This is a genomic window from Streptomyces sp. GL_141 (assembly GCF_057834385.1).
In genome coordinates this window covers 1,467,549-1,492,185 of the sequence record NZ_CM174402.1, presented here as the reverse complement: position 1 = coordinate 1,492,185, position 24,637 = coordinate 1,467,549, and the positions used below count along the sequence as shown (strand labels likewise).

Sequence of the window (24,637 nt, the reverse complement as noted above, 5' to 3'; positions counted from 1 at the left end):
CCCGTCCCACGTCCGTACCACCACGACGAAGGAGTGGATCCGCCATGACGGCCCGAACGACCGACCCGATCACGGCTGACGTCCTTGACGACGAGGCCCACCGCTACTACCAGGAGAACGGCTTCGTCCGCATCCCCCAGGTCCTCTCCGGCTCCGAGGTGGAGCGGTTCAGGGCCGCCTCCGAGGACGTGGTCGCCCAGCAAGGCCCGGAGATCTGGGGCGCGGGCGAGGACGAGGTGCAGGTGCACTTCGTCGCCCAGGCCTGGCTCAAGCACGAGGCGCTGCGCGACCTGGCGCTGCACCCGGCGATCACCGCGATCGCCAAGCGGCTCGCCGCCGCCCCGCTGCGCCTCTACAGCACCGACATCCTCCTCAAAGCCGGCCAGAAGACCTTGACCACGCTGCCCACGCTCGTGCACGACGACGAGACGGGCCTCCCGCTCCACGGGCTCGACCGGACGCTCACCGCGTGGGTCGCACTGGTCGACGTACCGGTCGAGAGCGGCTGCCTCAGCTACGTGCCCGGTTCCCATCTGCGCGACGCCGCCCACCGGCAGGTCCACATGACCAGCTTCGCGGAGCACCGGGCCATCTCAGACATCTGGCCGGACTACGACTGGCAGCCCCGGATCACCGTCCCGCTGAGGGCCGGTGACGTCGCCTTCCACCACTGCCGCACCGTGCACATGGCCGGGGCGAACCTGACTGACAGCCCCCGGATGGGCCACGGCATCGTCTACATGGACGCCGACACCACTTACTGGCCCGGGACCGAGGACGCCCACATCTCTCACATGGCGCCCGGAGATCCGTTGAACAACGAGAAGTTCCCCCTCGTCTAGAGGAGACCGTCAAAGGTGAGCGTCATTCACGGGACATGGAACCGCATGGAGATCGGCGAGCTGGGCAGGCGGCTGCAGAGGGCGCACGGGGAGGTGTGGCTGCACCAGGTCAAGGGCGATCCGTACGCCGATGTGCTCCGCGGCCACGCAGAGGACCCCCATCCGGGCTACGAACGGATCCGCGCGCTCGGTCCGCTGTGGCGCAGCACCACCGGCGCCTGGGTGACGGCGGATCACGGCCTCGCCGGGATGCTGCTGGGCGAGACGTGGCCGCACGGCCCCGTGAAGGACGAGGACGCCCACGTGCCGGCGCAGGATGCGGGGCTCGGTGGCGACAGCGCGTACTACGAGCGGCTGCGCGAGTCCGCGCGCAGCGTCGTCACCGCCTCCGCCGTTACGGCGGTGTGCGAGCGGGTGGTCGGCGGCCTGGAGGGGAACTTCGACCTCGTCACGGACCTCGCGGAGCGGGTTCCCGTGGACCTGCTCGCCGAGGCCTTCGGGCTGTCCGCGCGCGGCCACCGGGACTTCGCGGGGGCCTGCGCCGCCGCCGGGGTCGTCCTCGACGGCCTGATGTGCCCCCAGCGCCTGGACGCCACCCGGCATGCGGTGGCCGCCGTCGGCCGGCTGCGCGCGCTCCTCGTGGGGCCGGACGACGATCCGGCCGCCGACCCGCGGGAGGCGGCGGTGCTGCTGGCCACCGCCGGGGTACGCACCGCGGCGCGGCTCGTCGCCGGCGCCGTGCTGGCGGTGGTGGACCACCCCGAGGAGTGGGCGCGCGTGGCCGATGACCCCGAGCACGCGGCTCTGGTCGTGAGCGAGGTCATGCGGTACGACTCCCCGGTGCAGCTCCATCCGATGGTCGCCCGCGCCGACGTCGAGTTCGCCGGGCAGCGCGTGTCGGCGGGGGAGCGGGTGGTGGTGCTCGTCGCGGCGGCGAACCGCGATCCCGACGTCTTTCCCGACCCCGACCGGTTCGTCACCGGCCGCCAGAGCGGCACGCTGGTCCCCGCGCTGTACCACCGGGTGACGCTGCCGTTCGCCCGCGCCCAGGCCGAAGCGGTCGTCCGCGCACTGGTGGCCGCGGGCCCGCGGCCCCGAAGGTCGGCCCCGCACCTGCGCAGCCGTCGATCGCCGGTGACCAGGTACCTGCTCAGCTGCCCGCTCGCCACCGGCTGACCGGCTCCCACAGAAAGGAATCCGGCGATGCGAGTCCTGTTCACATCGATCGAGGGCAATCACTTCCACCAGATGGTCCCGTTGGCCTGGGCCCTGCGTACCGCGGGCCACGAAGTGCAGGCGGCCTGCAACGAACGGCTCGTCGACACCGTCACCCAGACGGGCCTGACCGCGGTGCCGATCGAGTCGCCGACCCTTTGGGAGCAGCTCGACGGCTTCCAGAAGGAGGCGATCTCCCTCTTCAACGAGATCGGCACCAGCAAGCAGGACCCCTCCAAGGCGACCTGGGAGGACCATCTCGCCTACGAGAACATGGTGGTCCCCGCGCTCTACCAGCCGCTCAACAACGACGCGCAGATCGACCAGCTCGTGGAGGTGGCCCGCAGCTGGCAGCCGGACCTGGTGATCTGGGAGAGCTTCTCGATCGCGGGGGCGGTCGTCGCCGCGGTGACCGGCGCCGCCCACGCGCGCCTGGTGTCCGGTCCCGAGCTGGCCCTCCAGATGGTCACCCGCGGACACTTCGTACGCCACCGCGACCAGCAGCCCGAACCGCTGCGCGAGGACCCGACGGCCGAGTGGCTCAACTGGACGCTCGAACGCCTCGGCAGCGAGCGGCGGTTCGACGAAACGATGCTGACGGGTCAGTGGGTCGTCGATACCCGGCCCGGGAGCCTGCGCCAGGAGCTCGATCTGCCCACGGTCCCGATGCGCTACGTCCCGTACAACGGGCGCTGTGCGGTGCCCAAGTGGCTCTACCAACCGGCGGAGCGCCGGCGCGTGTGCGTCACCCTCGGCACGTCCATCACCAGCGAGGAGTCCGAGCGGTTCCGGCTCAATGACACCCTCGCTGCCCTCTTCCAGAGCCTGGCCGGACTGGACGTCGAGATCATCGCCGCCCTCGACCCGGCACAGCGCGGCGCCCTGCCCGACTTGCCGGAGAACATCCGCACCACCGACTTCGTCCCGCTCAACGAACTGGCCCCGTCGTGCTCGGTGATCGTGCACCACGCCGGCTACCAGACGAAGGCCACCGCGGACCTGCACGGCGTGCCCCAGGTCGTCATCGTCGGCTACGAGTGGGTGAGCGAGGACATGGGGGAGGAGTACGAGAAGTCCGGCACCACCCTGGCCGTCTCCGCCCGTGACCTGACCGCCGAGGTGCTGCGGGAGAAGATCCTCCAATTGCTCGACGAGCCTTCGTACGCCGAGCGGGCCAGGGATCTCCGGGAGGAGATCCGCGCCATGCCGACGCCCAACGAGGTCGTGCCGGTCCTCGAGAGAATGACCAGGGAGCACCGGCACGGCACGTGACCGGGCCGGTGACCGGGCCCATCGGCCCGGTCACCGGTGAACCAGAGCTCTTCGTGCGCTCTTCGAGACCGGTGCCGCACATTCGTCGCCATGCCGAATCCCTGGGATCTCCCCGACGCACTGCCCACCGACCTTCCGGTCACCCACTGCGAACTGCCCGACGGCCGGACGGTGTCGGTGGTTCAGGAAGCGGAAGCGCACACCCTCTGGGAGGAGATCAGCAACGCCGCCCCCTACCGCAGGGCCGCCGAGGGCCTGCGCCCCGACGAGGCCGTCATCGACGTCGGCGCGCACGTCGGGCTGGCGTCCCTGCTCTTCGCCCGGCTGGCACCCGAAAGCCGCCTGATCGCCTTCGAGCCCGCCCCCAAGGCCTACACCTGTCTCGACGAGAACCTCGCCCGTCACCTTCCCGGTGCGACCGCGGTCCGGCAGGCGCTCGGAGCCGCGCCCGGGAAGTCCGAGCTGACCTACCGCCCCTACGTGGCCTCGGCCTCGACCCTGTACGACGACGCCGAGGACGATGCCCGCAACCTCGAAGCGCATCTCGACAACATCGGAGCGGACGAACAGACCCGAGAGGTCGTGCGGCGGACCTTCAACGTGACCCAGCGGGTGACGGTCGAGGTGACCACGCTGACCGCCGTCATGGCGGAGCACGCCGTGGACCGCGTGGGCCTCCTCAAGATCGATGTCGAACGTGGTGAACTCTCCGTCCTCGACGGCATCGATCCCGCCTGCTGGCCCCGTATCCGCAGGGTCCTCCTCGAAGTCCACGACATCGACGGCAGGCTCGGCCAGGTCGTGTCGAGGCTGACCGGCCTCGGCTTCCGGGCCACGGTCTCCCAGTGGGGGGTCTACGTCGGAGGCAGCGTCCACCTGGTGCTCGCGGAGCGGGACTGACACCTCGGGAGGGAGGACCGATGAGCGAGGGCGCTTGGGGTCCGTCCGGATCCGGGGCCACGCCGCACCGTGCTCTCGCCCCGGATCTCGCCCGGGGCCTCATGCTGCTGATCGTCGCCCTGGTCCACGCCCACATGTTCGTCAAGGGGAGCGCCGCCGTGATCCGCGGGTATCCGCCGGTCGCCGGCTCGCCACCGGACGCGCTGACGGCGGGGCTGCTCACCGTACTGGCCGACAGCCGCAGCTTTCCCATGTTCGCCCTGCTGTTCGGCTACGGCACGGGCCGGATCCTCGCCCGCGAGAGGGAGCGCGGGCGGGACGAACCCGGGGCCCGCGCGGTGCTGCGGCGGCGCGCCCGATGGCTGTTGCTGTTCGGGTTCGTCCATGCGCTGCTGCTGTTCGCCGGGGACGTGCTCGGCGCCTACGGGCTGCTCGGGCTGGTCGCGGTCGGCCTGACCAGCGCCCGTGACCGCACGCTGTTCACGGTGGTGGGCGCCGGTGTCGTCATGGGGGCGGTGCTGTACGGGAGGGTGCTGTCCGCGAGCGCCTCCGGCGACCCGGGCGACACCGCGGCGGCGATGTTCCTGGCCGCCGACCCGGCGTCCGACGCCGCGTACCGGGTCGGCACCTGGGTGTTCACCACGCCGCTGTTCGCCCTCATATCGCTCGGCCCGTTCCTGATCGGTGAGCGTGCGGCCCGGCTCCGGATCCTGGAGGAGCCGGGCCGCCACCGGGCCCTGCTGCGGCGGGTGGCGGTGACGGGCACCGCCATCAGCGTCGTCGGTGGTCTTCCCCTGGCGCTGATCACCTCCGGGCTGTGGACCACCGCCCCCTCGGACGTGACGTTCGGGATCAGCGCCCTGCACGTCCTGACGGGGTACGCGGGCGGCTGCGGACTGGCCGCGGCGGTCGCCCTGCTCGCGCTGCGCCTGGAGGGCCGGCGGAGCAGGACCGTGACCGCGGTCGCCGCGTGCGGCCGGCGGTCGATGAGCTGCTACGTGGGGCAGTCGGTCGTCTGGCTGGTGCTGTTCGCCCCGTACGCCTTCGGGTTCGGTGACCGCGTCGGCGTCCTCGGATCGGCGCTCGTCGCCCTGGGTACCTGGTGCGGTGGTGTGCTGATCGCCGAACTGCTGCGCCGAAGGGACAGGGAAGGGCCCGCCGAAGCGCTGCTGCGCAAGGCGACCCGTCGGGCCGTCCGACGGGAGGCCAACGTACGGGAGGTCAACGTACGGGAGGTCAACGGGCCACGCTCGCCGTGACGTAGCGCACGGGTGTCTCGATCGACAGGGGCCCGCCGTCCGTACGCATCTCGTTCAGCGCCTCGGTGAGCCGGATCCGCAGCCGCTCCCGGTCGTCGTCGGGCAGGTGCTCCCACAGCAGACGCATGCCCTGGGTGTGGGACCACGTCACCCACGCCTCGCCGGACGGGGCCACGAGGTCGACCGGTTCGTCGGTGATCTCCACCTCGCGGAACCCTGCGGACTCCAGGGTCCGGCGCAGGTCCGCCTCCTTCGCCAGCCAGCTGTTGAAGCGCTGCTGGAGCTCCTCCGGCCGCCACTGCGGCGGCAGGTTCTCCAGCAGCGAGCGCGGGATGAGCTCGGTGAAGACCGGGGGGAGGAACGGGAAGGTGTCGTCGTCGAACACCGGACTGGTGAAGGCGATGCGCCCGCCGTCGGCGAGCAGTTCCGCGTAGCGCGGCAGGGCGGCGCGTGCGTCCGGGAAGAAGATGAGGCTGTAGCTGCCGGTCACGACGTCGAAGGAGCGGGCCGGCAGATCGGGGAACTCTCCGTCCATCACCCGGAGTTCGACATTGCCCACACCCGTGGAGGCCGCCTCCTTGCGCGCCTCCTCGATCATGGCCGGTGCGATGTCGATGCCGAGGACGTGGCCCGAGTCGCCGACGAGCGACGCGGCGTGGAAGAGGCACGCCCCCCGTCCGCAGCCCACGTCCAGCACGCGTTCCCCGGGTTGCGGGGCGGCTCGTTCGACGAGGCGTTGCCCCATGGGGGTGAAGAAGGTGACCCCCAGCCGGTCGTAGGACCCGGCGGCGCGGTCGAAGGCGGCCGTGACATGGGCCTTGTACGTTGTCTTGTCCACGTGTGCTCCCAGGAAGTCCTACGGACCGAGAAAGACTGACGAGACGGACGGGTGCCCGACGCCGCAGGGGCGAAGGGAACCGGTGTCCGGCCCGCCATCGTCCGGCCGTCACCTTCGAAAGCGCTCGAGAACAGATGGAGCGCGACTGGACGAAGGCCGGCTGTCGATTCGGTATCCCCGGTTTCACCAGGCCAGACGGGTATCTCGTCGACCCTGTGGGGGTTTCCCACCGTGTTTACACGTCTTGAGCAAGTAAAATAGGGTGATCCGATGACTTCCTTAGGTCAGACCGACACTCAACGGCCCGCGGCTGACAGCCATGACGTGATCGAGGTCCGGGGCGCCAGGGAGAACAACCTGGCCGATGTTTCCCTCGACATCCCCAAACGCCGCCTCACCGTCTTCACCGGTGTTTCCGGCTCCGGTAAGTCGTCGCTGGTCTTCGGCACGATCGCCGCCGAGTCCCGGCGCCTGATCAACGAGACCTATACGGCGTTCATCCAGTCGTTCATGCCGAACTTCGGCCGGCCCGATGTCGACGCCCTGCGCAATCTGAGCGCGGCCATCGTCCTCGACCAGGAACGCATGGGCGTCAACTCCCGCTCCACCGTCGGCACCGCCACCGACGCGCACACGATGCTGCGGATCGTCTTCAGCCAGTTGGGGACCCCGCACATCGGCACCTCGGGAGCGTTCAGCTTCAACGTGCCCGAGGGCATGTGCCCCGACTGCCAGGGCATCGGCCGGGTCTCCACGCTCGACGTCGGCGAACTGCTGGACGTCGAACGCTCCCTCAACGAGGGCGCGATCACCGTGCCGAACTTCAACGTCGACTCCTGGTACTGGAAGTCGATCGCCCACGCCGGCTACTTCGACCCCGACGTCAAGGTGAAGGACTACAGCCCCACTGAGTGGGACGACCTGCTGCACAGGACCGCCACCAAGGTCAAGCTCCTGCACAGTGGCACCGGCACCACGTACGAGGGCCTCATGGTCAAGGTGCGCCGCCTCTACCTGGGCAAGGACCGGGAAGCCATGCAGCCCCACATCCGGGCCTTCGTCGACCGGGCGGTGGCCTTCACCCGCTGTGGGGCGTGCGGCGGCGCCAGGCTGAACCCCGCCGCACTGTCCTGTCGGATCAACGGCCTCAACATCGCCGAGTGCTGCGCCCTGCAGATCACCGAACTGGCCCGGTTCGTCCGGGGCATCGACGCTCCATCGGTGGCGCCGCTGCTGGCGAGCCTGTGTGAACTGCTCGAATCCCTGGCGGAGATCGGCCTCGGCTATCTGAGCCTGGACCGGGAGTCGGGCACCCTGTCCGGGGGCGAGGCCCAGCGGGTCAAGATGGTGCGCCACCTCGGATCGAGCCTCACCGACGTCACCTACGTCTTCGACGAGCCCACCGTCGGACTGCACCCCCACGACATCCAGCGCATGAACTCCGTCCTGCTCCGGCTGCGCGACAAGGGGAACACGGTCCTCGTCGTGGAACACAAACCGGAGACGATCCAGATCGCCGACCACGTGGTCGACCTGGGCCCGGGCGCGGGACCGTCCGGCGGCGAAGTCTGTTTCACCGGCGACGTCGCCGGGCTGCGCCGTTCCGGCACGCTGACGGGACGGTACCTGGACCACCGCGTACGGACGAGGGAACAGACGCGGCAGCCCGCCGGACACCTCCGCATCACCGGCGCCGCGCTGCACAACCTCAAGGACGTCAGCGTCGAGGTGCCCCTCGGCGTACTGACCGTCGTCACCGGTGTCGCCGGATCGGGCAAGAGTTCACTGGTCCACGGATCGCTGTCCGGCCGGGACGGTGTGATCGTGGTCGACCAGTCCGCGATCCGCGGATCCCGGCGCAGCAACACGGCCACGTACACCGGTCTGCTCGACCCGATCCGAACCGCCTTCGCCAAGGCCAACGGCGTCAAGTCGGCCCTGTTCAGCCCGAACTCCGAAGGCGCCTGCCGGAACTGCAAGGGGATCGGCCTGGTCTACACGGACCTCGCCATGATGGCGGGGGTCGCCACGGTCTGCGAGGAGTGCGGGGGCAAGCGGTTCATCCCCAAGGTGCTCACCTACACGCTGCGGGGCAAGGACATCAGCGGGGTGCTCGCCATGACGGTGAACGAGGCCCGCGACTTCTTCACCACCGGCCGGGCCCGGGTCATCCTCGACCGGCTCGCCGACGTCGGCCTCGGATACGTGGGCCTGGGCCAGCCCCTCACCACTCTGTCCGGCGGCGAGCGCCAGCGCCTGAAGCTGGCCATCCACATGGCGGAGAAGGCCGCCGTCTACGTCCTGGACGAGCCGACGAGCGGACTGCATCTCGCCGACGTGGACCAGCTGCTGAGCCTGCTCGACCGGCTCGTGGACGCCGGCAACACGGTCATCGCCATCGAGCACCACCAGGCCGTGATGGCCCACGCCGACTGGCTCATCGACCTCGGACCGGGCGCTGGCCACGACGGCGGCCGGATCGTGTTCACCGGCACTCCGGCCGATCTCGTGGCCCACGGCGACACCCTCACCGCCCGGCACCTGCGCGAGTACGTCGCCAAGCCCGACGCCTAGGCACCGTCCAGCCGTTGTTGAGGCTCGTGCGAGAGCCCGGGGCCACCATCATCGGCAGCAGCACGCGGGCCCAGTGGAGAATACCGAATCCTGGTACGCCGGACACGGGACCCAGGCGCTCACGGGCCGCAGACCGAAAAATACGGCTTTGAATGGGAGTCCGTCATGGTTTCCTCCATGCAGTCGCGGGAACTGACCGTCGAGGGCGCACTTGAATTCACCCCACGGGTTTTCGACGATGGACGTGGCATCTTCGTGTCGCCTTACCAGGAGTCAGCGTTCTCGGAAGTCACCGGGCATTCGCTGTTCCGGGTTGCCCAGACCAATCACAGCAGGTCACGGCGGGGTGTGGTGCGCGGACTGCACTACACCCTGACACCGCCGGGCTGTGGCAAGTACGTGTACTGCGCGCGCGGGAAGACGCTCGACATCGCGGTGGACATCCGGGTCGGGTCGCCGACCTTCGGTCGCTGGGATGCCGTGCTGCTGGACACCGAGGCATTTCGCGCCGTGTACTTCCCGGTCGGCGTGGCCCATGGCTTCGTCGCGCTCGAGGACGACACCGTCGTTTCCTATCTGCTCTCCGGGGAGTACGTTCCGGAGAACGAACTGGCGCTATCGATTCTCGACCCGGAACTGGCCCTGCCCATTCCCGCTGACATCGAGCCGATCCTGTCCGAGCGCGACCTCGCGGCACCCACCTTGGAGAAGGCGGCGTCGGACGGCCTGCTGCCCGACTACGCCGAGTGCCTGGCGATCGATCGAGCCCTGCGGTCCGCCTGATCCACGGCGGTGCGACGAGTGGTGGCGGCCCACCGGGGAATCCGGTGGGCCGCCACCACTCGTCCGTGTCCGACCGTCTCACCGGCTCACAGTCTCGGCGTCTCACCGGGCTGCGGTGCCAGCAGACTGTGCAGGCAGGCCACCAGGCTACGGGCCTGGACGTTGAGGTAGTGGCTGTGCCGGAGGAGGGTGCTGAGCTGGTGCAGTGTCAGCCAGCGGTAGTCCCGGTCCTCCATGAGGCCGGCCTCGCCGTCGGCCTCGACGACGAGGTAGCGGTTCAGGGCGTGGTGGAAACGGCCGCCCTCCTCGGACAGCAGGCAGGCGAACCTGATGCGTTCCGGCGGCGCGGACAGCACGTCGTCGACGAAGCGGGGCCAGGCCGCGCCGGGCGGAACGCTCTCGGGGGTGAACTGGACGGTGGGGGAGAGCTCGACCCCGTCCAGGTAGCCGGGCTCCACGCTGGCTCGCAGCAGGACGTGGAGCACGCCGTCGATCTCCTTGACCAGCACGGCGATCACCCCGGTGCCGTGCGGTTCGAGCATGGGCTGGGACCAGCCGCCGACCTCGCGCGTGCCGGCCGAGACGCGCACCCCGATCACGGAGAAGAAGCGGCCGCTGGCGTGGGAGATCCGCTCCGGCGAGCTGTGCCAGTCGCGCAGTTCTTGCAACGGCACCGGGCGGGTGGTGAGGTCGCCCTGGGCGCGGTGCTCGGTGATCCAGCTCTGGAGCTCGTCGATGCTGTGAACGCCGCCCGGATCCCCGGCGCACGAGCGGGCCAGGGCCTCCCGGAAGCCGTCGCCGGTGTCCAATAGGCCGTCGAGGCCGCCGCCGGCCAGGGGGAGACAGGACAGTGTGGTGCGCGTGTCCATGTTGACGACGTCCTCTACCGCCAGCAGCCGGTAGATCTGACCGAGCGTCAGCCAGCGGAAGTCCTCCTGGACGGTGATGTCCTCGGTGACCTCGATGACGATGTTCCGGTTGCGCTTGCGGAAGAACCACGCGCCCTGTTCCGATTGGAGGACGTCGGCGATGACATGGTGCCGGGTCCTTTCCTGGAAGTACTGCAAATAGGGCACCGCGCGCCCCTTGTGCAGCCGCAGGTAGTTGCTGCGGGTGGCCTGCACGGTGGGGGAGAGCTGCAGATGGTTCCTGTTTCCCGGTTCGACCTTGGCCTGCATGAGGAAGTGCAGCACTCCGTCGAACTCCTTGGCCAGCAGGCCGAGGACGCCGACCTCCGGTTGATGAATGATCGGCTGCTGCCAGTGGGTCACCGGACCGGAGGGGGAGCGGACGTCCAGCCCATCGATGGCGAAGAAGCCGCCGCTGCTGTGCCGCAGCGCTCCCGTGCGGGGGTTCCGGTCCCAGCCCCGCAGGTCGTCGAGGCCCACACGGTCGACCCGGAGGTCGGACCGTTCGCGGGCATCGGCGAACCACGAGGCGAACGAGCCCGGTTGATGGACCCTGCTCTCCTCCGTGAGGGCCGACCTCGCGAGCCGGTCCTGGAGCGTACGGAGAGCGGGCGGGAACGGGGGCGGAGGGGCGATTCGATTCACCAGGGACTCCTTTGCGCCGGAAGGACAGGGCCGTGCTGCGTACTCAGCGGTCTTCCGCGTCCGCGGCGTCGAGAAGGGTGGCCGTACCGGAGTCCTCGGATACTCCGGTGGAGACGGGGCCTTCGACGGCGCGCAGGGCCCAGTACAGTGCGGGCTGCCAGCAAGGACCTCGAATCTCCCTGAACCTCCGTAGCAGGAGGCCAGGTTGTCGATCCGTACCTCGGCGGCCCGGGTTGCCGCGGTGCACGCACCGCTGGGGCCGCCCTCGGTGCTGCGTGACGGAATGCATGTCGTCCCAGTGGAACCTGGAGATGCGTTCGATCGTTCTTCGAGGGTGGGATCCGATGGTTGCCTCATGACGCCCCCCACGCGCAGGTGCCCCGTCGTGCGCGGTCACAGTCATGCGACGGCGGAGCAAAGAGTGACGGGACCGTACGCCTGGTCCGACCGAGGTGGCGGCAGGGAGAGCGCCCCGCCCCTCACGGTCGAGCCAGGATCGTGCCGAGCTCAAGCGGGCGCGGGGGCGCCTGCGTGTGGCGGCGCGCCGAAAAGAACCGGCTCATTTTCGTGGGTGGTCGACGTGAAATTCGCAGCGGAATCCCGGACAGCTCCGCGGTGCCTTCGGGCGGACGCCCCGTGGACTCCCTCCGCCTTCCCGTACTGCTACGGGCAAATATGGCCTTGTCTAGTCGTAACGAAAGGGTTAACGTAGTGCAAAATTTCGGGAGAAGTCGCTCCGTGACCTGACTCCAGTTCGGCGGCGGCAGAATCTCTTGCAAAGACGCAGCATCGTTGAACGGGGGACGTTGACATGGACTTCCGGATGCTTGGCCCATTAGAAATTCTTGATGGGGCACAAAATGTCGTGCCCACCGCACCCAAACCTCGCCAGGTCATTGCCCTTCTGCTGATGCGGAGGAATACCCTGGTGCAAACCTCGGAACTGATCGACGAACTGTGGGAGAGCGATCCTCCTACGAGTGCGATGACCACGCTTCAGACGTACATCTACAAACTCCGAAAGATCTTGACCGCGCGCAATTCGGAGGAAATCCTCTTCACCAGGCCCGGCGGATACACGCTGGCCATACCCGACCAGAGTGTCGACCTCCACCGATTCGAAGCGGAAGCCGACGAGGGTAAGTTGCAACTGAAGAACGGAGACCCGGCGGGGGCGGCCGAGGCGCTTCGGCGGTCCCTGGCGCTCTGGCGGGGCTCCGCACTGGTCGACGTCGTGCCGGGTGGCCTGCTGTCCTCCTACGTGACGCGACTGGAGGAGTCCCGGGAGCGCACCCTCGACCTGCGGATCGAGGCCGATCTCCAACTGGGGCGCCATCAGGAGCTGATCAGCGAGCTGAAGTCGCTCGTGCTCAGCCGTCCGCTGCACGAGAACGTGCACGCCTCGCTGATGATCGCGCTCCACCGCTCCGGGCGGCGGCACGAGGCGTTGGAGGTCTATCAAGTGCTGCGGCGCAGCATGATCGACAACCTCGGTCTCGAACCGGGCAAGGAGCTCCGTGCGCTCCATCAGGCCCTGTTGTCGGAGGCCACGGTGGGTGCGCCGTACGAGCGCCACCGGCAGCCCGTCCTGATCGAGCACCGGCAGGCCGCGGCCACGCCTCCCGAAGTCGAGGAGACGGCGGTGGCGATGGTGACCGCTGTGCCCCGCCCCGCTCCCTCGAGCATTCCTGTTCCTGCGCAGCTCCCTCCGGACATAGCCGACTTCACCGGACGGGAGTCCATCGCCGGCCAGGCCCTGGCGGCCCTGGCCGGCGGCGGGGAAGGCATGCCACCCCGCACCGCCACCGCCGTCGCGGTCATCAGCGGCATGCCGGGGGTGGGGAAGAGCGCGCTCGCGGTGCACATGTCCCATACCATCCGGTCGTTCTTCGAGGACGGCCAGCTCTACGCGGATCTGCGCGGCTCCGCCGGCACGGGCCCGGACCCGGCGGAAGCGCTCCACGGATTCCTGCGTGCCCTGGGGATCGCGGAATCGGAGATCCCCGCCGACCTGGAGGAGCGGTCCAAGCTGTTCCGGTCCACCACGGTCGGCCGGCGCCTGCTGATACTGCTGGACGACGTGTCGTCGCTGGCCGACGTACGCTTGCTGCTCCCCGGCGATCCGCAGTGCTCCGTCATCATCACGAGCCGCAGGCGCCTGCACGGCCTGGGCGGTGCCTGGAACGTCAACCTCGATGCCATGGACACCGCGGAGGGCAGGGAGCTGCTCTCGCGCATCATCGGATCCGCCCGGGTCAAGCGGGAGGGGCGCGCCGCCAACCAGCTGATGGAGACGGTCGGTGGTCATCCCCTGGCCGTGCGGTGCATCGGGGGTCGCCTCGGCGGCAGTCCGGGGCTTTCCTTATCAGGCTTAGCCCTGCAACTGACCTGTTCCGAGAAGCTGCTGGACGAGCTCAGTCTGGGGGAACTCGACGTACGGTCCCGGTACGACCTCAGCTACGAGGGGCTCGGACGCGTGGAGCAGAGCGTCTTCCGGCTGCTGAGCATCCTCCCGCCGAGGCGGTTCACCGCCGAGTCCGTCGTCGAACTCCTCGGCAGCGACAGCCGGAGCGTGGAGCGCCTGCTCCAGCTCTTCGTCGACAGCCACCTGATCAACATCGTTGAGTGGGAGGACGACGGGGCCCACTACGCGTTCCCCGAACTGACCCGGGTGTACGCCCGCGAGCGGCTGCTGGACACCCTGTCGCGCGACGGGCCGGCGTACGACGGGGAGCGGACATTGGTGGGAGATCCCGTGGTCTCCCACGAGGAGGCGGCGGCCGACCACCCGGCACGGCGTGCACAGAGGAGCCGGAGCGCGTGCGGTCAAACGGCGCATCCTTCGGGCATCTGGCCGGACCATCACCGGTCTTGACGCGATTGCCTTGCGCGTGGGTGATCGGATGGCGTCCGTGTCAGGCGCTTTCTGTTGGGCCCCTGGAAGAGTGGTCCGGACCTTGGAGCACCCATGGTCGTGCCAGCCCGGCAGGGTGTACGGCCGAAGCCGTGCGTACCTGCTGCTCATGCTCACCGGCATGCCCGAAACCAGGGCCCCGCGGTATGCGTACCCGCGACGGCTGCGCTCTCGGGAACCCGCCGAGGCGGGCAGGGCGGGGCACGCTCGCCCTCGTGGACGGTGCCCCTCCGCATCTCGCCGGCTTCCCGGGCGGCATGGGTGTGCTGAGAGGACGCGACCTGTGGGCGCGGTGCGGCGTATGGCGAGTCGCTGAAGCCTCGCGATTGGCGTCGCTCGCACGGATGATACTTGCGACAGGTCAGGGCCTTCTGCCCCTGGGGCCCATCGGGGACGGCGCCGACTGCCGTTCGTTTCTCCCCAGATTCCCCCAGAGCCTGCCGATGCCACAAAAGACCTGGTCAGGGGCAGCCCCCCCCCGGCCGCTCCTGGGCCGACCTGTGAGTGATGCGAAAGCGAAGCGCGAAGGATGACTGAGCGTCACGCGAGGGGCTTAGAGCCAGTCCCGCCGCTTGAAAATTACGTACAAACTGACGCAGACCATCCCCATGAGGCAGATCGCAAGGGGGTATCCGAAGGTCCAGCCCAACTCGGGCATGGACTCGAAGTTCATGCCGTAGATGGTTCCCACGAGTGTGGGTGCGAAGAGGATGGCCGCCCACGAGGAGATCTTCTTGAAGTCGTCACCCTCACGCCGCTGACCTGCGGAAATCGCCCGAACAGACGGTCCGACCTGCGACGATCGGCCTTTCCGACCCTTTCGTCGTGCTGCCCGTTTGTACGGCCGATCCTCCCCAGCCGGTCCCCAACGAGGCTTCGTTCTCCCCGGATTCTCCCCAGCCGCGGCTGCCTCTGAAGACGGATCGCCGCTGGTCGGGACCGCGAAGCGCCTGGCGTGACCGGCTACGCGACGTAGTGGCAGCGAGGCGGGAGCCGGTGGCCGTCGCCCACCGGCCCGCCTCTGGCTGGAAAGGGAACCGGCCCACCGCGTCCGGACGAGACTGGGGGAAGACGATCACCAGGATGAACAGGAGGCAAGGGTCCCGATGAATCCGTACGCGTACGTGCCCGACGACGATCCGCTCTTCGGCGCGGTCCGGATCGAACTCGACCACGAGGCCGGGACGCTGGGCGTGAGCGGGGACGGTCTGCCGCCGGTCGACATCCGGCGGGCCCCCCACACGGTGCCGGAGAGCCATGTGCCGATCGGGACGCGCGACCCCGAGCACCTCACTCTGCTCGTCGACGGCGCGGAGGAGACCCTGCGGCCGTCCAAGGGATTCCTGACCCGGCGCTCGTACCGGGTCGAGGTCGTCTCAGGGGCGCGCGAGTGCAGCTATCTGCTGGTTCCGGACTCCCTCGGCACCAGCCGGCTGCTGCGGGACGAGCGGCTGCTCGGCGTCTTCACTTCGAGCGGCGACGGGCGCGTGTCGGCCGACTGGGAGGCGGCGGGCGAGTCCGAGCGCGCCAGGGACCCGTACGACACGTCCGTGGGGTACGGGCTCGCCGCGGCATTCGGCACCGGTGCCGAACCGATGTGGCAGCTCACTCTGAACGCCGCGCTCGACCTGTGGCCGTGAGGGAATCTCAGTCCTCCGCCAGGGGTAGCAAGTGGGAGCAGGTCGAGCGGGCTACGAACGCGATGCCGTCATAGTCCTCGGCCGGGACGAGCGGGGCGGTGTTCAAGCGGTAGAGGAACCGTTGGACGTTGGCGCCGAAGCTGCGCTGCGCGTGCGGGGCGTGCAGCCAGGGCGCGGCGTCGGAGGAGGAACCCGCGGCGCGGAAGTCCGCGTAGTAGTCGCCGGGCAGGGCGTGCGTGAGTCTGGCCTCCAGGGAGCGGAGGCCGGTGCCGATGCGGTGGCGGGCCGGCGGGCGCTGGAGGTCGTTGCCGCAGCGGGCCAGGAAGGACCCCTTGCCGAAGAGGAGGGCCAGCGCGTAGTAGGCGTGGCCGTACCGTTCGCGGAGCCTGCTGCCGAGGGCCGGCACCTGGTCCCCGTACGTGCCCTTCGCGATGTGCCCGTTGTGTGCCCAGACCATGACGCGCGCACCGGGGTCGTCGTCCACGAGCCGTGCGACGGCCTCGGCCATGTAGCGGTCACGCGCGGCGAGCACGCCGTCCTCGCCGGCCGAGGCTGCGAAGGGCCGCGTCACCAGGTCGGCGGCGCGGACCAGGATCCGCGCGTGTTCCAGCGCCTCGCCGGCGTCGTCGCCGGAACCCGGCCGCCCGGCGTGGTCCGCGACGAGGCGGACGATCTCCTCGGCCTGCCGCATCAAGGCCTTCTCCGGGTCCGGACGCGAGCCCGGGCGGGCCAGGGCCAGTACGTCCAAGGCGCCCACGCGTCCGGCCTGATCGGGTGCCGCCCGGCTCAGAAGGGCGGCGACGGCCTCGACGGAGTCGGCGCAGAGTTGGGGGTCGGTTCCCACGAAGCGGACCCGGCGCCCTTCGGGCAGGTCGCGGTTGTGGGCGCGCAGCCACTCGACGAGGTCGACCATCTCGCGGGTGCGCCAGGTCCAGAAGCCCAGCCGGGCGACGAGCCGTTCGGGGGCGCCCGTGCCGTACCGGACGTACGCGTCGAGCGCGCGGGCCGCGGACTGGCTGGCCTCCATGGCGAGGGTGGTGAACCCCTCCTCACGGACCAGGAACTCCACGATGCGGTGCTTCAGCCGGAAGAACTCGCCCGTGCCGTGGGTGGATTCCCCCAGACCGACGATCCGTGTTCCCCGCAGTGCCTCGCCCAGGGGTTTCAGGTCCTCCACCGGCGCGCCGGGGGTCAGGGTGCTCAAGGGGTTGGCGTGCTCGTTCAGCCATCGGGCGATGTCGTCGGGCACCGTCTTGCCTCTCCTCACCGGGTGCGGGAGGGCGGCACGCGGGCGTGCCCCGGCCTTCCGCACCCGTTCCTGGGTCAGTTCGTCGCCTCCCGGCAGGCCGCGAGGATCTCCTGGAGGTCCTGTACGGCGTCCGGTCGGCCATGCTCGGAATACACTCCCGCGACGTTGACGACAACTTCGTCCACCCCCGCCCGATCGAATTCGGCCAGCTGTGCGGCGATGTTCCCGGGCGTGCCGTAGAGGAAGACTCCGGAGTCGACGAGGGCGCGGGCGCCGAGGCCCGGGCGGCTGTGGTGGACGCGCAGTCCGGCGCGGCGCAGCATGTCGCAGTAGTGCGGCCCGGCGAGGTGGACGTGGGCCGCTGCGAAGGCGAGCCGGTAGGCGTGGCGTCCCGGGCGGTCGACGGCGGCATGCACAACGGTGACCATGCGGGGCACCGGGCGGCCCGACTCGGCCGCGCCCTTCGCCATGGCGGGCAGCAGGGTGTCGCGGACGTAGCCGGGCGGGGTCATCCAGCTGATCGCCGCGTCCGCCGCCCGGCCCGCGGCCCGCGCGAGCGTCGGCCGGAGCACACCGAGCCCGGTCTCCACTCCCGGGTGCGGCAGGCCCGGCAGACCGATGGAGGCGCCGATGCCGGGTCCGGCGACTCCGTCCTCGGTCCCGATCAGGCGCCGCACCTCGGTCAGGTATTCCACACAGGCGTCGCGTGGGCTGTCGTACGGCTTTCCGTGCAGTCCGGCGACGACGTCGGGGGTCGCGGGACCGAGTCCGAGGGTCGTGCGGTGTCCGGTGAGGACGGACAGGGAGCGGGCCTGGATCGCTGCGTCCAGCGGATGCCGCAGCGGCATGAGGGCGACACTGGTCCCGACCGGGACGCGGTAGCCCATTCCGGCCAGGTAGGCGAAGACCTGCTGGGTGTCGGCGCAGAGGGACTGGCCCTGCCAGAGGCGGGCCGCTCCTTCGTCGCGGACGAGCGCGGCGAAGGGGGCGACGTGCCGGGGGTCCGTCGGCATGGCGGGATACAGGACGGATACGCGCATCACTCGGCCTTCAGGGGGACGCGGCTTCGGTCAGGTAGCCCGAAGCCTGGATACGGAAGAGCCGGGCGTACACGCCGTCGGCCCTCAGGAGGTCTTGGTGCACTCCGTGCTCGATGACCTTGCCGTTCTCCAGGACGACGATCCGGTCGGCCATCCGGACTGCGGCGAAGCGATGGGCGATGACCAGGGCAGTGGCGCCGCGGGCGACGTCCTTGATCCGGCCGAAGATTTCCGCTTCGGCCTCCGCGTCGATGGAGGCCGTCGGCTCGTCGAGGACGACGACGGGAGCGCGGCGCATGAAGGCCCGGCTCAGGGCGATCTTCTGCCACTGGCCGCCGGACAGTTGGTGGCCGTCCTCGAAGTGGCGGCCGAGTGTCGTGTCGTAGCCACGGGGCAGCGCCTCGACGAACCCGTCGGCGCCGGCGGCCCGTGCCGCCTCGGCGACGCGCCCGGTGTCCTCGCGGGCTTCGACGCTGCCGAGGCCGATGTTGTCGCGGACGGGCAGCTCGTAGCGGATGAAGTCCTGGAAGATGACGCCGATGTGGCGTTGCAGGTCGTCGAGGTCGTACTCCTCGATCGGGATGTCGTCGACGAGGATCTGGCCGCTCGTCGGCTCGTAGAGCCGGGTGAGCAGCTTGACCAGCGTCGTCTTGCCGGAGCCGTTCTGTCCCACCAGCGCGACGCATTCGCCCGCGGGCAGGGTGAAGCTGACGCCGTCCAGGACGACGCGGCCGGTGCCGGGGTAGACGAAGCGGACGTCGCGGAACTCGATGCCTTTGCGCAGGGCGTCCGGGAACGGGCGTGTCCCGCCCTTGATCTGACGCTCGGGCAGGGCGAAGAAGTCGAAGAGATTGCCGAGGAACAGGCTGTCCTTGTAGAGAGCGGCGATGCCGAGCAGCATGCCGTGAGCGGAGACCTGGACCGAACCGACGGCCTGGAGGTAGCCGGCGAGCTGCCCGACCTGCCCGGCGTGGGTGGTGGTGTGGATCGCCCAGAGCACGGCGCCGGAGGAGGCGGCGACGCTGAGGAGACCGAGGACGCCGCCGAGCACGGACTGCTTGCGGGCGAGGCGGCGGTCGACGTCGAAGAAGGTGCGGATGAGCCGGGTGTAGAGGTCCACCAGGTGAGGGCCGAGCTGGAAGAGACGGACCTCCTTGTAGGAGTGGTCGGTGGTGGTGAGGTGCTGGTAGTAGTACGCGCGCCGCCGGTCGGCGGTCCGGTCGTACTCGATCTCGTATGCCCTGTGGCTGAAGAGCATGTACGAGACGACCGACGGCATGGGCGAGAGCAGGATCACCAGGGCGATCCAGGGGCTCCAGGAGAACAGCACCACGCTGACGGTCACCAGGGTGACCAACTCCCTCGCGACCTCCAGGAGTTGGGTGAAGACCTGGTAGACGCGGCCTCCGCTGCTCTCCTGGAAGGCGCGCTGCATCTTGTCGTAGACCTCGGCGTCCTCGTACTGCTGGAGGTCGAGCATGGTGCCCTTGCGCATCACCCATTCGCCGACGCGAGCGGCGAGTTCGAGCCGCAGGAGGGTGTCGAGGTACTGCAGGAAGGTGCCCAGTACATGACTGGCGAGGCCCACCCCGAGAAGGGCGGCGCCCGCCGTGAGCGCGGCCCGTCCGGCGTCCCGGTCGCCTGTGACGGCGTCGGCCACACCCTGCACGGCGGCGGCGACCAGCCCGATCTGCGCGGCCGGTATGAGGGCGAGGAGGAGGGAGACGCCGGTGAAGGCGGATACCCGCAGCGGGCTGAGCCGCCAGAACAGCGTGCCGACGCGCAGCCAGATCATCGGCCCTCCCTGGCCTTCGCGGCCGCGCGGCCCCGGACGGCGCGCAGGACGTGGGCCCATAGGGCGTGGCTGCGGGCCTCCCGTTGGAGGTCGATGGGGAGGAGCCGGTTGATCTGCATATGCGCGAGGCTGGCGAGGATGGAGTCCTCGGAGCCGACCAGGAGGCCGCGGCGGGCCGCCTCGCGGACGGCTCCGGCCGTCTCGGCAACGGCGGGTGCCTGCGCGGCGAACGTCTCCCGGAGGAGCAGCCGGTGGGCCCGCCCTTCCTCGTGCGGGTCGCGCTCCCACGGGCTGAGGAGTTCGCACAGGTAGGCGCGGTGTTCGCGGAACAGCGTTCGGGTGTCCCGGACGTGGGCCTCGTCGTGGCCGCCGGTGTGGTGAACGAGCCCGCCGCCCGGCGGCATGCCCCACTGGGTGTGGAGGGTGTCCAGCGCGGCGACGGCGAGGAATTCGGGCCTGATGTCGGGCTGTCGCGACAGCAGCAGAGCGGTGGCTTCGCTGTTGGCGCTGAAGAGCCGCTCGGCCGTGTCGAAGACCTCCGGGCCGCCGTAGCGGGCCGTCTCCGGTGCGTAGCCGGCGAGTTCGATGTCCAGGGCCAGTCCGCGGGCGACGAGATCGCGTCCCCACGCGGTGACCTCGGTCAGGGTACGGTCGGCGTCGGTGCCGCGGACCCGCAGGCGCAGGTGCGGGAAGGGGTCGGCGTAGCGGATGTAGAACCAGCGGTCCAGGAGCCCTTCGCGGCCCAGTCCCGCGACTAGGTCGAGCAGCGGGCCGGCGATGATCTCGTCCTGCCGCTCGGGGGCCGCGTAGACCTTGAGGAACGTCCAGGCACCGCCGGGCAGATGGCGCTCCACGGGCACCGCGCGGCCTTGCCGCGGCACGGGAGCACGGGTGGCGCGGACCGCGCCGCGGGCGAGGACGGGGACGACGACCTCGGCGGCGTAGTGCTCGCCGTCGGCATCCTGGAGCCACATGCCGTCGAAGGACGGCAGCATCTCGTGGAAGACGAGGGTACCGCGCTCGTCCAGCTCCGCACGGAGTTCGGCGCGGCAGGCGGGGTGGTCGAGGTCCAGCAGCAGCCGCTGGTCGGACTCGACGAGATAGACGTGGCGGGGCACGTTCCAGCGCCGGCGCCAGCCGTCGAGCGGGTGCGTGGACGGTGTGCCGGCTGCGGGTGCCGCGAGACCGGTCCTGCCGTGTGCGCCCGCAGGGTCCGTGGCGGCCGCGGGACTTCTGGTGAGCCGCCACTGCGCGGGGCGCAGGACGATCTGCCCGCGGGTGACGCGCGGCAGGAAGGGGGCCGCTTCGGCGGGGCCCCAGTGGAAACCGGAGGGCATGACACAGCCGTCCTGGGAGGCCTCGAGCAGGAACCGGGCCACGTTCGGCGCCATCGCCGGGCTGAGCATGTGGTGCTGGGCGACCACGACCTCCCGGTCGAGTTTCCGGGACCACAGGTGGAACCGCTCCCCGCTGACGCCGACGAGGATGTCTGCGAGGGGGAGGACCTGGTCCGGGCCGACGGACGGCGTGGTGTTGACGGGAATCTCGTACGGCCGGACGGCGGGGCGCAGGGTGATGTTGGCCGCACGGCCGTACGGGGGCAGGAACGCGAGCTCCGCGTAGGCGACGTCGGGGAAGAGCGCCTCCTCCGCGCGGGCGTACCCGCGCAGCCGCTCGGAGGTGGGCTCGCCCAGCAGCTCGCTGAAGCGCCCGAAGGTGCGGCCACCGTAGGTGAGGCTGTCGTAGCGCAGGACGGCCCGCCAGTCCCCCCGGTCGAGGGCGGCGCTGTCGGCGGCGTGTAGCTGGAGGTAGACCTCCATGGCGGGCGGCGGGTCGGGCACCGGCCCGCGCGGGGAGAGGCGCTCCAGCCAGGCGTCGGTCAGCTCGACCTCGAAGGACTTGTCCCACCAGGCCTGCTGGGCGAACTCGACGAGCAGGGCGTCCAGCCGGGCGGTGTGCTCGGGCGTCGCCCCCGGCAGTTCGATGCTGCGCGGCGGGTTGGTGTAGGTCGGCGGGGCGTCGAGCCCGGTGTCGGGGCTGAGCAGACCTAGCACCGGGATGCGGGTGCCCTCGCCATAGCGTTCGGTGAACTCCTCGCGGTAGCGCGTGAGGTGGTTGCGCCTGCCGTGGGCGGCGCTCAGGCGCACCAGAACGCCTACGGCCTCGGCCGCGGCCTCGCCGATGGACGCGTTCAGGACGGGATCGTCCAGATGTAGCGCCATATCGGCCTGGTAGGAGCGGCCGTCGTGTCCGGGGACGAGGTCGTGCTGTGCGGCGGCGAGCCGGCGCAGGGAGGCGACGTCGTCCGCCCGGTCGGCGAGGTCGGCGATGGTGCTGAGCAGGTCGGCCGTCTCCTGCGCGGCAGGGATGCCGGTGAGCCTCTTCAGGACGTGGTGTTCGGGCCGCTCCGCGGTCTGCGGGGGCCTCAGGTCGCTGATGAGGAAGCCGAGGTCCCACATCTGCCGGACCAGGCCCTCGACGGTCTCGGCCGTGACCTCGGGGAAGGCGGCAGAGAGTTCGGCGGTGATCCGCTCGTACGGGACGGGGAAGGCGGCGGTCCGCATGACGAGCTCGACGGCGGGTGTGGCCCGGATGCGCACGCTACGGGCGTCGTGCCGGCCGTACTTGTCGGCCTGCGGCAGGACCACGCGGTCGCCGGCCGTGTCCGCCATCGGGTTGAGGACGAGCCGGAGCCTGCGGAGCAGGTCGTCGGACTCGTCGAGGCGCTTGATCAGCCCGAGCAGCCAGCCCATGTCGGCCCGCACGCGCAGCCGGTGCTCCTCGGGCCGGCCGAGCCGGGCGGTGGTGGCGGGGCCGAACTCGCCCATCGCCACACCGGAGAAGGCCCCGAAGGGCGTGGGCCGGGTCGCCATGCGCGTGACGTAGCGCAGCAGCCCGGAGTGCAGCCGGCGCAGGCGCTTCTCGCTGAGGTCGCCGATGCGGTCGAGACTGTCGGCCAGGTCCCCACTGGCGACGAGGAGGGCGCGCGTGACGTCCGGACGACGGGCGAGGTCGACGAGGGCCCGCGTGGTGTCGTCGGGGTCCGCGGTCACGTCGAGCCAGGTGCGGGCGGGCAGGGCCGGGGAGCGCAGGAGGAAGAAGCCGGCGGGCTCGTACGGGGTCATGGGCGTCACCGGCCGAGGAAGGCGCGGAACCAGTCGGGCCGCCGGTCGCCGGTGGCGGCGAGCAGCGTGAGCGCGACGCCGGTGGCCCCGGTGAGCAGTCCCGGGTCGTCGACGGGTTTGCCGGGCTCCTCCAGGTCGGCGAACCCGAGCGGGCGGTCCGGCTCGTGGCGGTCGAGGAGGTCCCCGACCAGTTCCGGCAGCCGCTCGCGGGCGGCGGCGCTCCAGGGGGCGAACTCCAGTGCCAGCATGACCAGTCCGGCGAGGCCGTGGCAGAGGGTCGGCGACAGTGGCCGGAGGTCCCCGAGGCGGGCGAGCGCGCCCTCGAAGGCGCCGACGGCTTCGGCGCGCAGTTCGTCGTCGAGGGTGGCCTCGGCGACCGTGAGGAGGGCGCCGGCGACGCCGAAGGTGCCGTAGCACCAGGCGATCCGGTCGTGCACGCATCCGGCGGAGACCTCGTGGCCGTGTTCGTCGACGGGCGTGCCGTCGCTCCACAGGGGGCCGTGCGTGTCGGTGTCCGCCTGTGCGCGGATCCAGCCGCTGAGGGCGGTGACGGCCTCCAGGTGGCCCGGGCGGCGGTTGCCCGAGGCCCAGGCGGCGGCGAGGGCCGCGGCGATGCCGGGGACGCCGTGCGAGAGACCGAGGTTGAGGTACCCGTGCGGGTACCTCGCGAGGTAGTCGCCGACGGGTGGGTAGTACGCGGGCGTGATGAGCCAGCGGTGCGGGGTGCCCGCGGTCCCGGCGGGTCCGGCGAGCCAGATGAGGTAGTCGGCGAGTACGGCGGCGGCCTCGGTGACCCGCTCGGAGGGCTCGGGGACGGAGCTCAGCTGGGCGAGGGTGCCGGCCGCGCCGGTGACGAGGTCGTAGTCGAGGTCGCTGACGGCCCGTTCGGTGCGGTGCGGTGGCGCGGCGAGGACCTGCTCGGCCAGCTGATCCGTCAGCCGGTCGAGGCTGGGGCGGAAGCGGGGTTCGTCGCGGGTGACGTCCGCGAGGGCGAGGAGGAGGCCGCTGGTGCCGGCGAACAGACCGTGGTGCTGGAGAGGTTCGGTCTGGGTGGAGAGTACCGCCTCGCGTATGTGGCCGGAGGCCGTGTCCAGGTCGCCGAGCCCGGCCCGGGCGGCGTACAGGTGGAGCAGCGCGGAACCGGCCTGGCCGTGGGTGAGACTGGGCGGAAACCAGGCGCCGGCGGTGTCGCTCTGCTCGGCCGCGCGGAGCGCGAGGTCCTCGACCTGGGCGGTGGTGGCGGTCTCCCTCAGAACCTGCCGGACGGCTGTCCGCGCCAGGCTCACGAGGTCGTCGTCTGCCACGCGGGCCCAGGTTTCGGTACCGTGGTGGGTGAGGTGCATGGTGGTCGGCCCCTGTCTGATCGGCGTGCTTCTCTCGCTCTGCGACGACGGGTGCTGCCGTGTCTCGACCACGGCAGCACCCGTCGGGAGTTGGCCCGTGGCTACTTGCCGCCCACGCAGAAGACCGTGCACATCGCGGTGCATACACAGGTCTTGCTGGCTTGGCAGGTCACTCGGGTGCAGACGGTGCGGGTGGCGATCCCCGAGATGGACGGCGGGGGCGCCTGCTCGCCGGCGGGGCCGGCAGGGGCGGAGATCCGGGCGTCCAGGTCGAATGCGTCAGACATGTCTTTCC

The 24,637-nt window shown here is 70.5% G+C and carries 17 protein-coding genes and 1 pseudogene; 9 read left to right on the top strand and 9 right to left on the bottom strand.

Features of this window, described 5'->3' with window-relative positions:
* Positions 1-44 precede the first annotated feature (44 nt).
* The 5 genes from AC3IX6_RS06515 (at position 45) to AC3IX6_RS06495 (ending at position 5,488) form a co-directional block, all read left to right on the top strand.
* Positions 45-842 (top strand): phytanoyl-CoA dioxygenase family protein, encoded by a 798-nt coding sequence (locus AC3IX6_RS06515; protein WP_489369274.1) that lies wholly within the window; start codon positions 45-47, stop codon positions 840-842.
* Positions 843-857: 15 nt separating this feature from the next.
* On the top strand, positions 858-2,018 hold the full coding sequence (locus AC3IX6_RS06510) for a cytochrome P450 family protein (protein ID WP_489369273.1): 1,161 nt from the start codon (positions 858-860) through the stop codon (positions 2,016-2,018).
* A gap of 27 nt (positions 2,019-2,045) precedes the next feature.
* The gene (locus AC3IX6_RS06505; RefSeq protein ID WP_489369272.1) at positions 2,046-3,329 is read left to right on the top strand and encodes an activator-dependent family glycosyltransferase; all 1,284 of its coding nucleotides are present in this window, start codon (positions 2,046-2,048) and stop codon (positions 3,327-3,329) included.
* Positions 3,330-3,419: 90 nt separating this feature from the next.
* A complete protein-coding gene (locus AC3IX6_RS06500) occupies positions 3,420-4,229 on the top strand; it encodes an FkbM family methyltransferase (protein WP_489369271.1) in 810 nt (269 codons plus the stop codon).
* Positions 4,230-4,249: 20 nt separating this feature from the next.
* A complete protein-coding gene (locus tag AC3IX6_RS06495) occupies positions 4,250-5,488 on the top strand; it encodes a DUF418 domain-containing protein (RefSeq protein WP_489369270.1) in 1,239 nt (412 codons plus the stop codon).
* On the opposite strand, the gene AC3IX6_RS06490 is transcribed toward AC3IX6_RS06495, so the two are convergent.
* Positions 5,466-6,326, bottom strand: a complete 861-nt coding sequence (locus tag AC3IX6_RS06490; RefSeq protein WP_489369269.1) for a class I SAM-dependent methyltransferase — start codon at positions 6,324-6,326, stop codon at positions 5,466-5,468. The genes AC3IX6_RS06495 and AC3IX6_RS06490 overlap by 23 nt on opposite strands.
* Positions 6,327-6,596: 270 nt before the next feature.
* Here AC3IX6_RS06490 and AC3IX6_RS06485 point away from each other — a divergent pair, with 270 nt between their 5' ends.
* On the top strand, positions 6,597-8,900 hold the full coding sequence (locus AC3IX6_RS06485; protein WP_489369268.1) for an ATP-binding cassette domain-containing protein: 2,304 nt from the start codon (positions 6,597-6,599) through the stop codon (positions 8,898-8,900).
* Between the two features lie 165 nt (positions 8,901-9,065).
* Positions 9,066-9,683 (top strand): dTDP-4-dehydrorhamnose 3,5-epimerase family protein, encoded by a 618-nt coding sequence (locus AC3IX6_RS06480; protein ID WP_489369267.1) that lies wholly within the window; start codon positions 9,066-9,068, stop codon positions 9,681-9,683.
* A gap of 86 nt (positions 9,684-9,769) precedes the next feature.
* Here the strand turns inward: AC3IX6_RS06480 and AC3IX6_RS06475 are convergent, their stop codons facing one another.
* A complete protein-coding gene (locus AC3IX6_RS06475) occupies positions 9,770-11,236 on the bottom strand; it encodes an NDP-hexose 2,3-dehydratase family protein (RefSeq protein ID WP_489369266.1) in 1,467 nt (488 codons plus the stop codon).
* An 811-nt stretch (positions 11,237-12,047) separates the two neighbouring features.
* Here AC3IX6_RS06475 and AC3IX6_RS06470 point away from each other — a divergent pair.
* Positions 12,048-14,111 (top strand): AfsR/SARP family transcriptional regulator, encoded by a 2,064-nt coding sequence (locus AC3IX6_RS06470; RefSeq protein WP_489369265.1) that lies wholly within the window; start codon positions 12,048-12,050, stop codon positions 14,109-14,111.
* A gap of 592 nt (positions 14,112-14,703) precedes the next feature.
* On the opposite strand, the pseudogene AC3IX6_RS06465 reads toward AC3IX6_RS06470, so the two are convergent.
* A pseudogene (locus AC3IX6_RS06465) lies at positions 14,704-14,889 on the bottom strand (CorA family divalent cation transporter); the annotation flags it as partial.
* 367 nt (positions 14,890-15,256) lie between these two features.
* On the opposite strand from AC3IX6_RS06465, the gene AC3IX6_RS06460 reads away from it, so the two are divergent.
* On the top strand, positions 15,257-15,790 hold the full coding sequence (locus tag AC3IX6_RS06460; RefSeq protein ID WP_489369264.1) for a hypothetical protein: 534 nt from the start codon (positions 15,257-15,259) through the stop codon (positions 15,788-15,790).
* A gap of 7 nt (positions 15,791-15,797) precedes the next feature.
* Here AC3IX6_RS06460 and AC3IX6_RS06455 read toward each other — a convergent pair whose 3' ends face one another.
* The 6 genes from AC3IX6_RS06455 to AC3IX6_RS06430 all read right to left on the bottom strand — a co-directional run bounded on the left by AC3IX6_RS06455 (position 15,798) and on the right by AC3IX6_RS06430 (position 24,629).
* Complete coding sequence (locus AC3IX6_RS06455; RefSeq protein ID WP_267827407.1) at positions 15,798-17,039, bottom strand: erythromycin esterase family protein; 1,242 nt, start codon at positions 17,037-17,039, stop codon at positions 15,798-15,800.
* Positions 17,040-17,113: 74 nt separating this feature from the next.
* Complete coding sequence (locus AC3IX6_RS06450) at positions 17,114-18,079, bottom strand: LLM class flavin-dependent oxidoreductase (protein ID WP_489369263.1); 966 nt, start codon at positions 18,077-18,079, stop codon at positions 17,114-17,116.
* 10 nt (positions 18,080-18,089) lie between these two features.
* Entirely contained in the window at positions 18,090-19,874 is a 1,785-nt protein-coding gene (locus AC3IX6_RS06445; RefSeq protein WP_489369262.1) for an ABC transporter ATP-binding protein, read from the bottom strand.
* Positions 19,871-22,999, bottom strand: coding sequence for a lantibiotic dehydratase (locus AC3IX6_RS06440; RefSeq protein WP_489371356.1), 3,129 nt, complete (start codon positions 22,997-22,999; stop codon positions 19,871-19,873). Before AC3IX6_RS06440 ends, AC3IX6_RS06445 begins: the two co-directional genes overlap by 4 nt.
* 5 nt (positions 23,000-23,004) lie before the next feature.
* Entirely contained in the window at positions 23,005-24,303 is a 1,299-nt protein-coding gene (locus tag AC3IX6_RS06435; protein WP_489369261.1) for a lanthionine synthetase C family protein, read from the bottom strand.
* A 140-nt stretch (positions 24,304-24,443) separates the two neighbouring features.
* Positions 24,444-24,629, bottom strand: a complete 186-nt coding sequence (locus AC3IX6_RS06430) for an FDLD family class I lanthipeptide (protein WP_243339085.1) — start codon at positions 24,627-24,629, stop codon at positions 24,444-24,446.
* Positions 24,630-24,637: the final 8 nt, after the last annotated feature.

Coding starts and splice junctions, on each gene's coding strand:
- AC3IX6_RS06515 (WP_489369274.1), top strand. CDS start 45: ATGACGGCCCGAACGACCGACCCGATCACGGCTGACGTCCTTGACGAC.
- AC3IX6_RS06505 (WP_489369272.1), top strand. CDS start 2,046: ATGCGAGTCCTGTTCACATCGATCGAGGGCAATCACTTCCACCAGATG.
- AC3IX6_RS06500 (WP_489369271.1), top strand. CDS start 3,420: ATGCCGAATCCCTGGGATCTCCCCGACGCACTGCCCACCGACCTTCCG.
- AC3IX6_RS06495 (WP_489369270.1), top strand. CDS start 4,250: ATGAGCGAGGGCGCTTGGGGTCCGTCCGGATCCGGGGCCACGCCGCAC.
- AC3IX6_RS06485 (WP_489369268.1), top strand. CDS start 6,597: ATGACTTCCTTAGGTCAGACCGACACTCAACGGCCCGCGGCTGACAGC.
- AC3IX6_RS06480 (WP_489369267.1), top strand. CDS start 9,066: ATGGTTTCCTCCATGCAGTCGCGGGAACTGACCGTCGAGGGCGCACTT.
- AC3IX6_RS06470 (WP_489369265.1), top strand. CDS start 12,048: ATGGACTTCCGGATGCTTGGCCCATTAGAAATTCTTGATGGGGCACAA.
- AC3IX6_RS06460 (WP_489369264.1), top strand. CDS start 15,257: ATGAATCCGTACGCGTACGTGCCCGACGACGATCCGCTCTTCGGCGCG.
- AC3IX6_RS06450 (WP_489369263.1), bottom strand. CDS start 18,079: ATGCGCGTATCCGTCCTGTATCCCGCCATGCCGACGGACCCCCGGCAC.
- AC3IX6_RS06445 (WP_489369262.1), bottom strand. CDS start 19,874: ATGATCTGGCTGCGCGTCGGCACGCTGTTCTGGCGGCTCAGCCCGCTG.
- AC3IX6_RS06440 (WP_489371356.1), bottom strand. CDS start 22,999: ATGACCCCGTACGAGCCCGCCGGCTTCTTCCTCCTGCGCTCCCCGGCC.
- AC3IX6_RS06430 (WP_243339085.1), bottom strand. CDS start 24,629: ATGTCTGACGCATTCGACCTGGACGCCCGGATCTCCGCCCCTGCCGGC.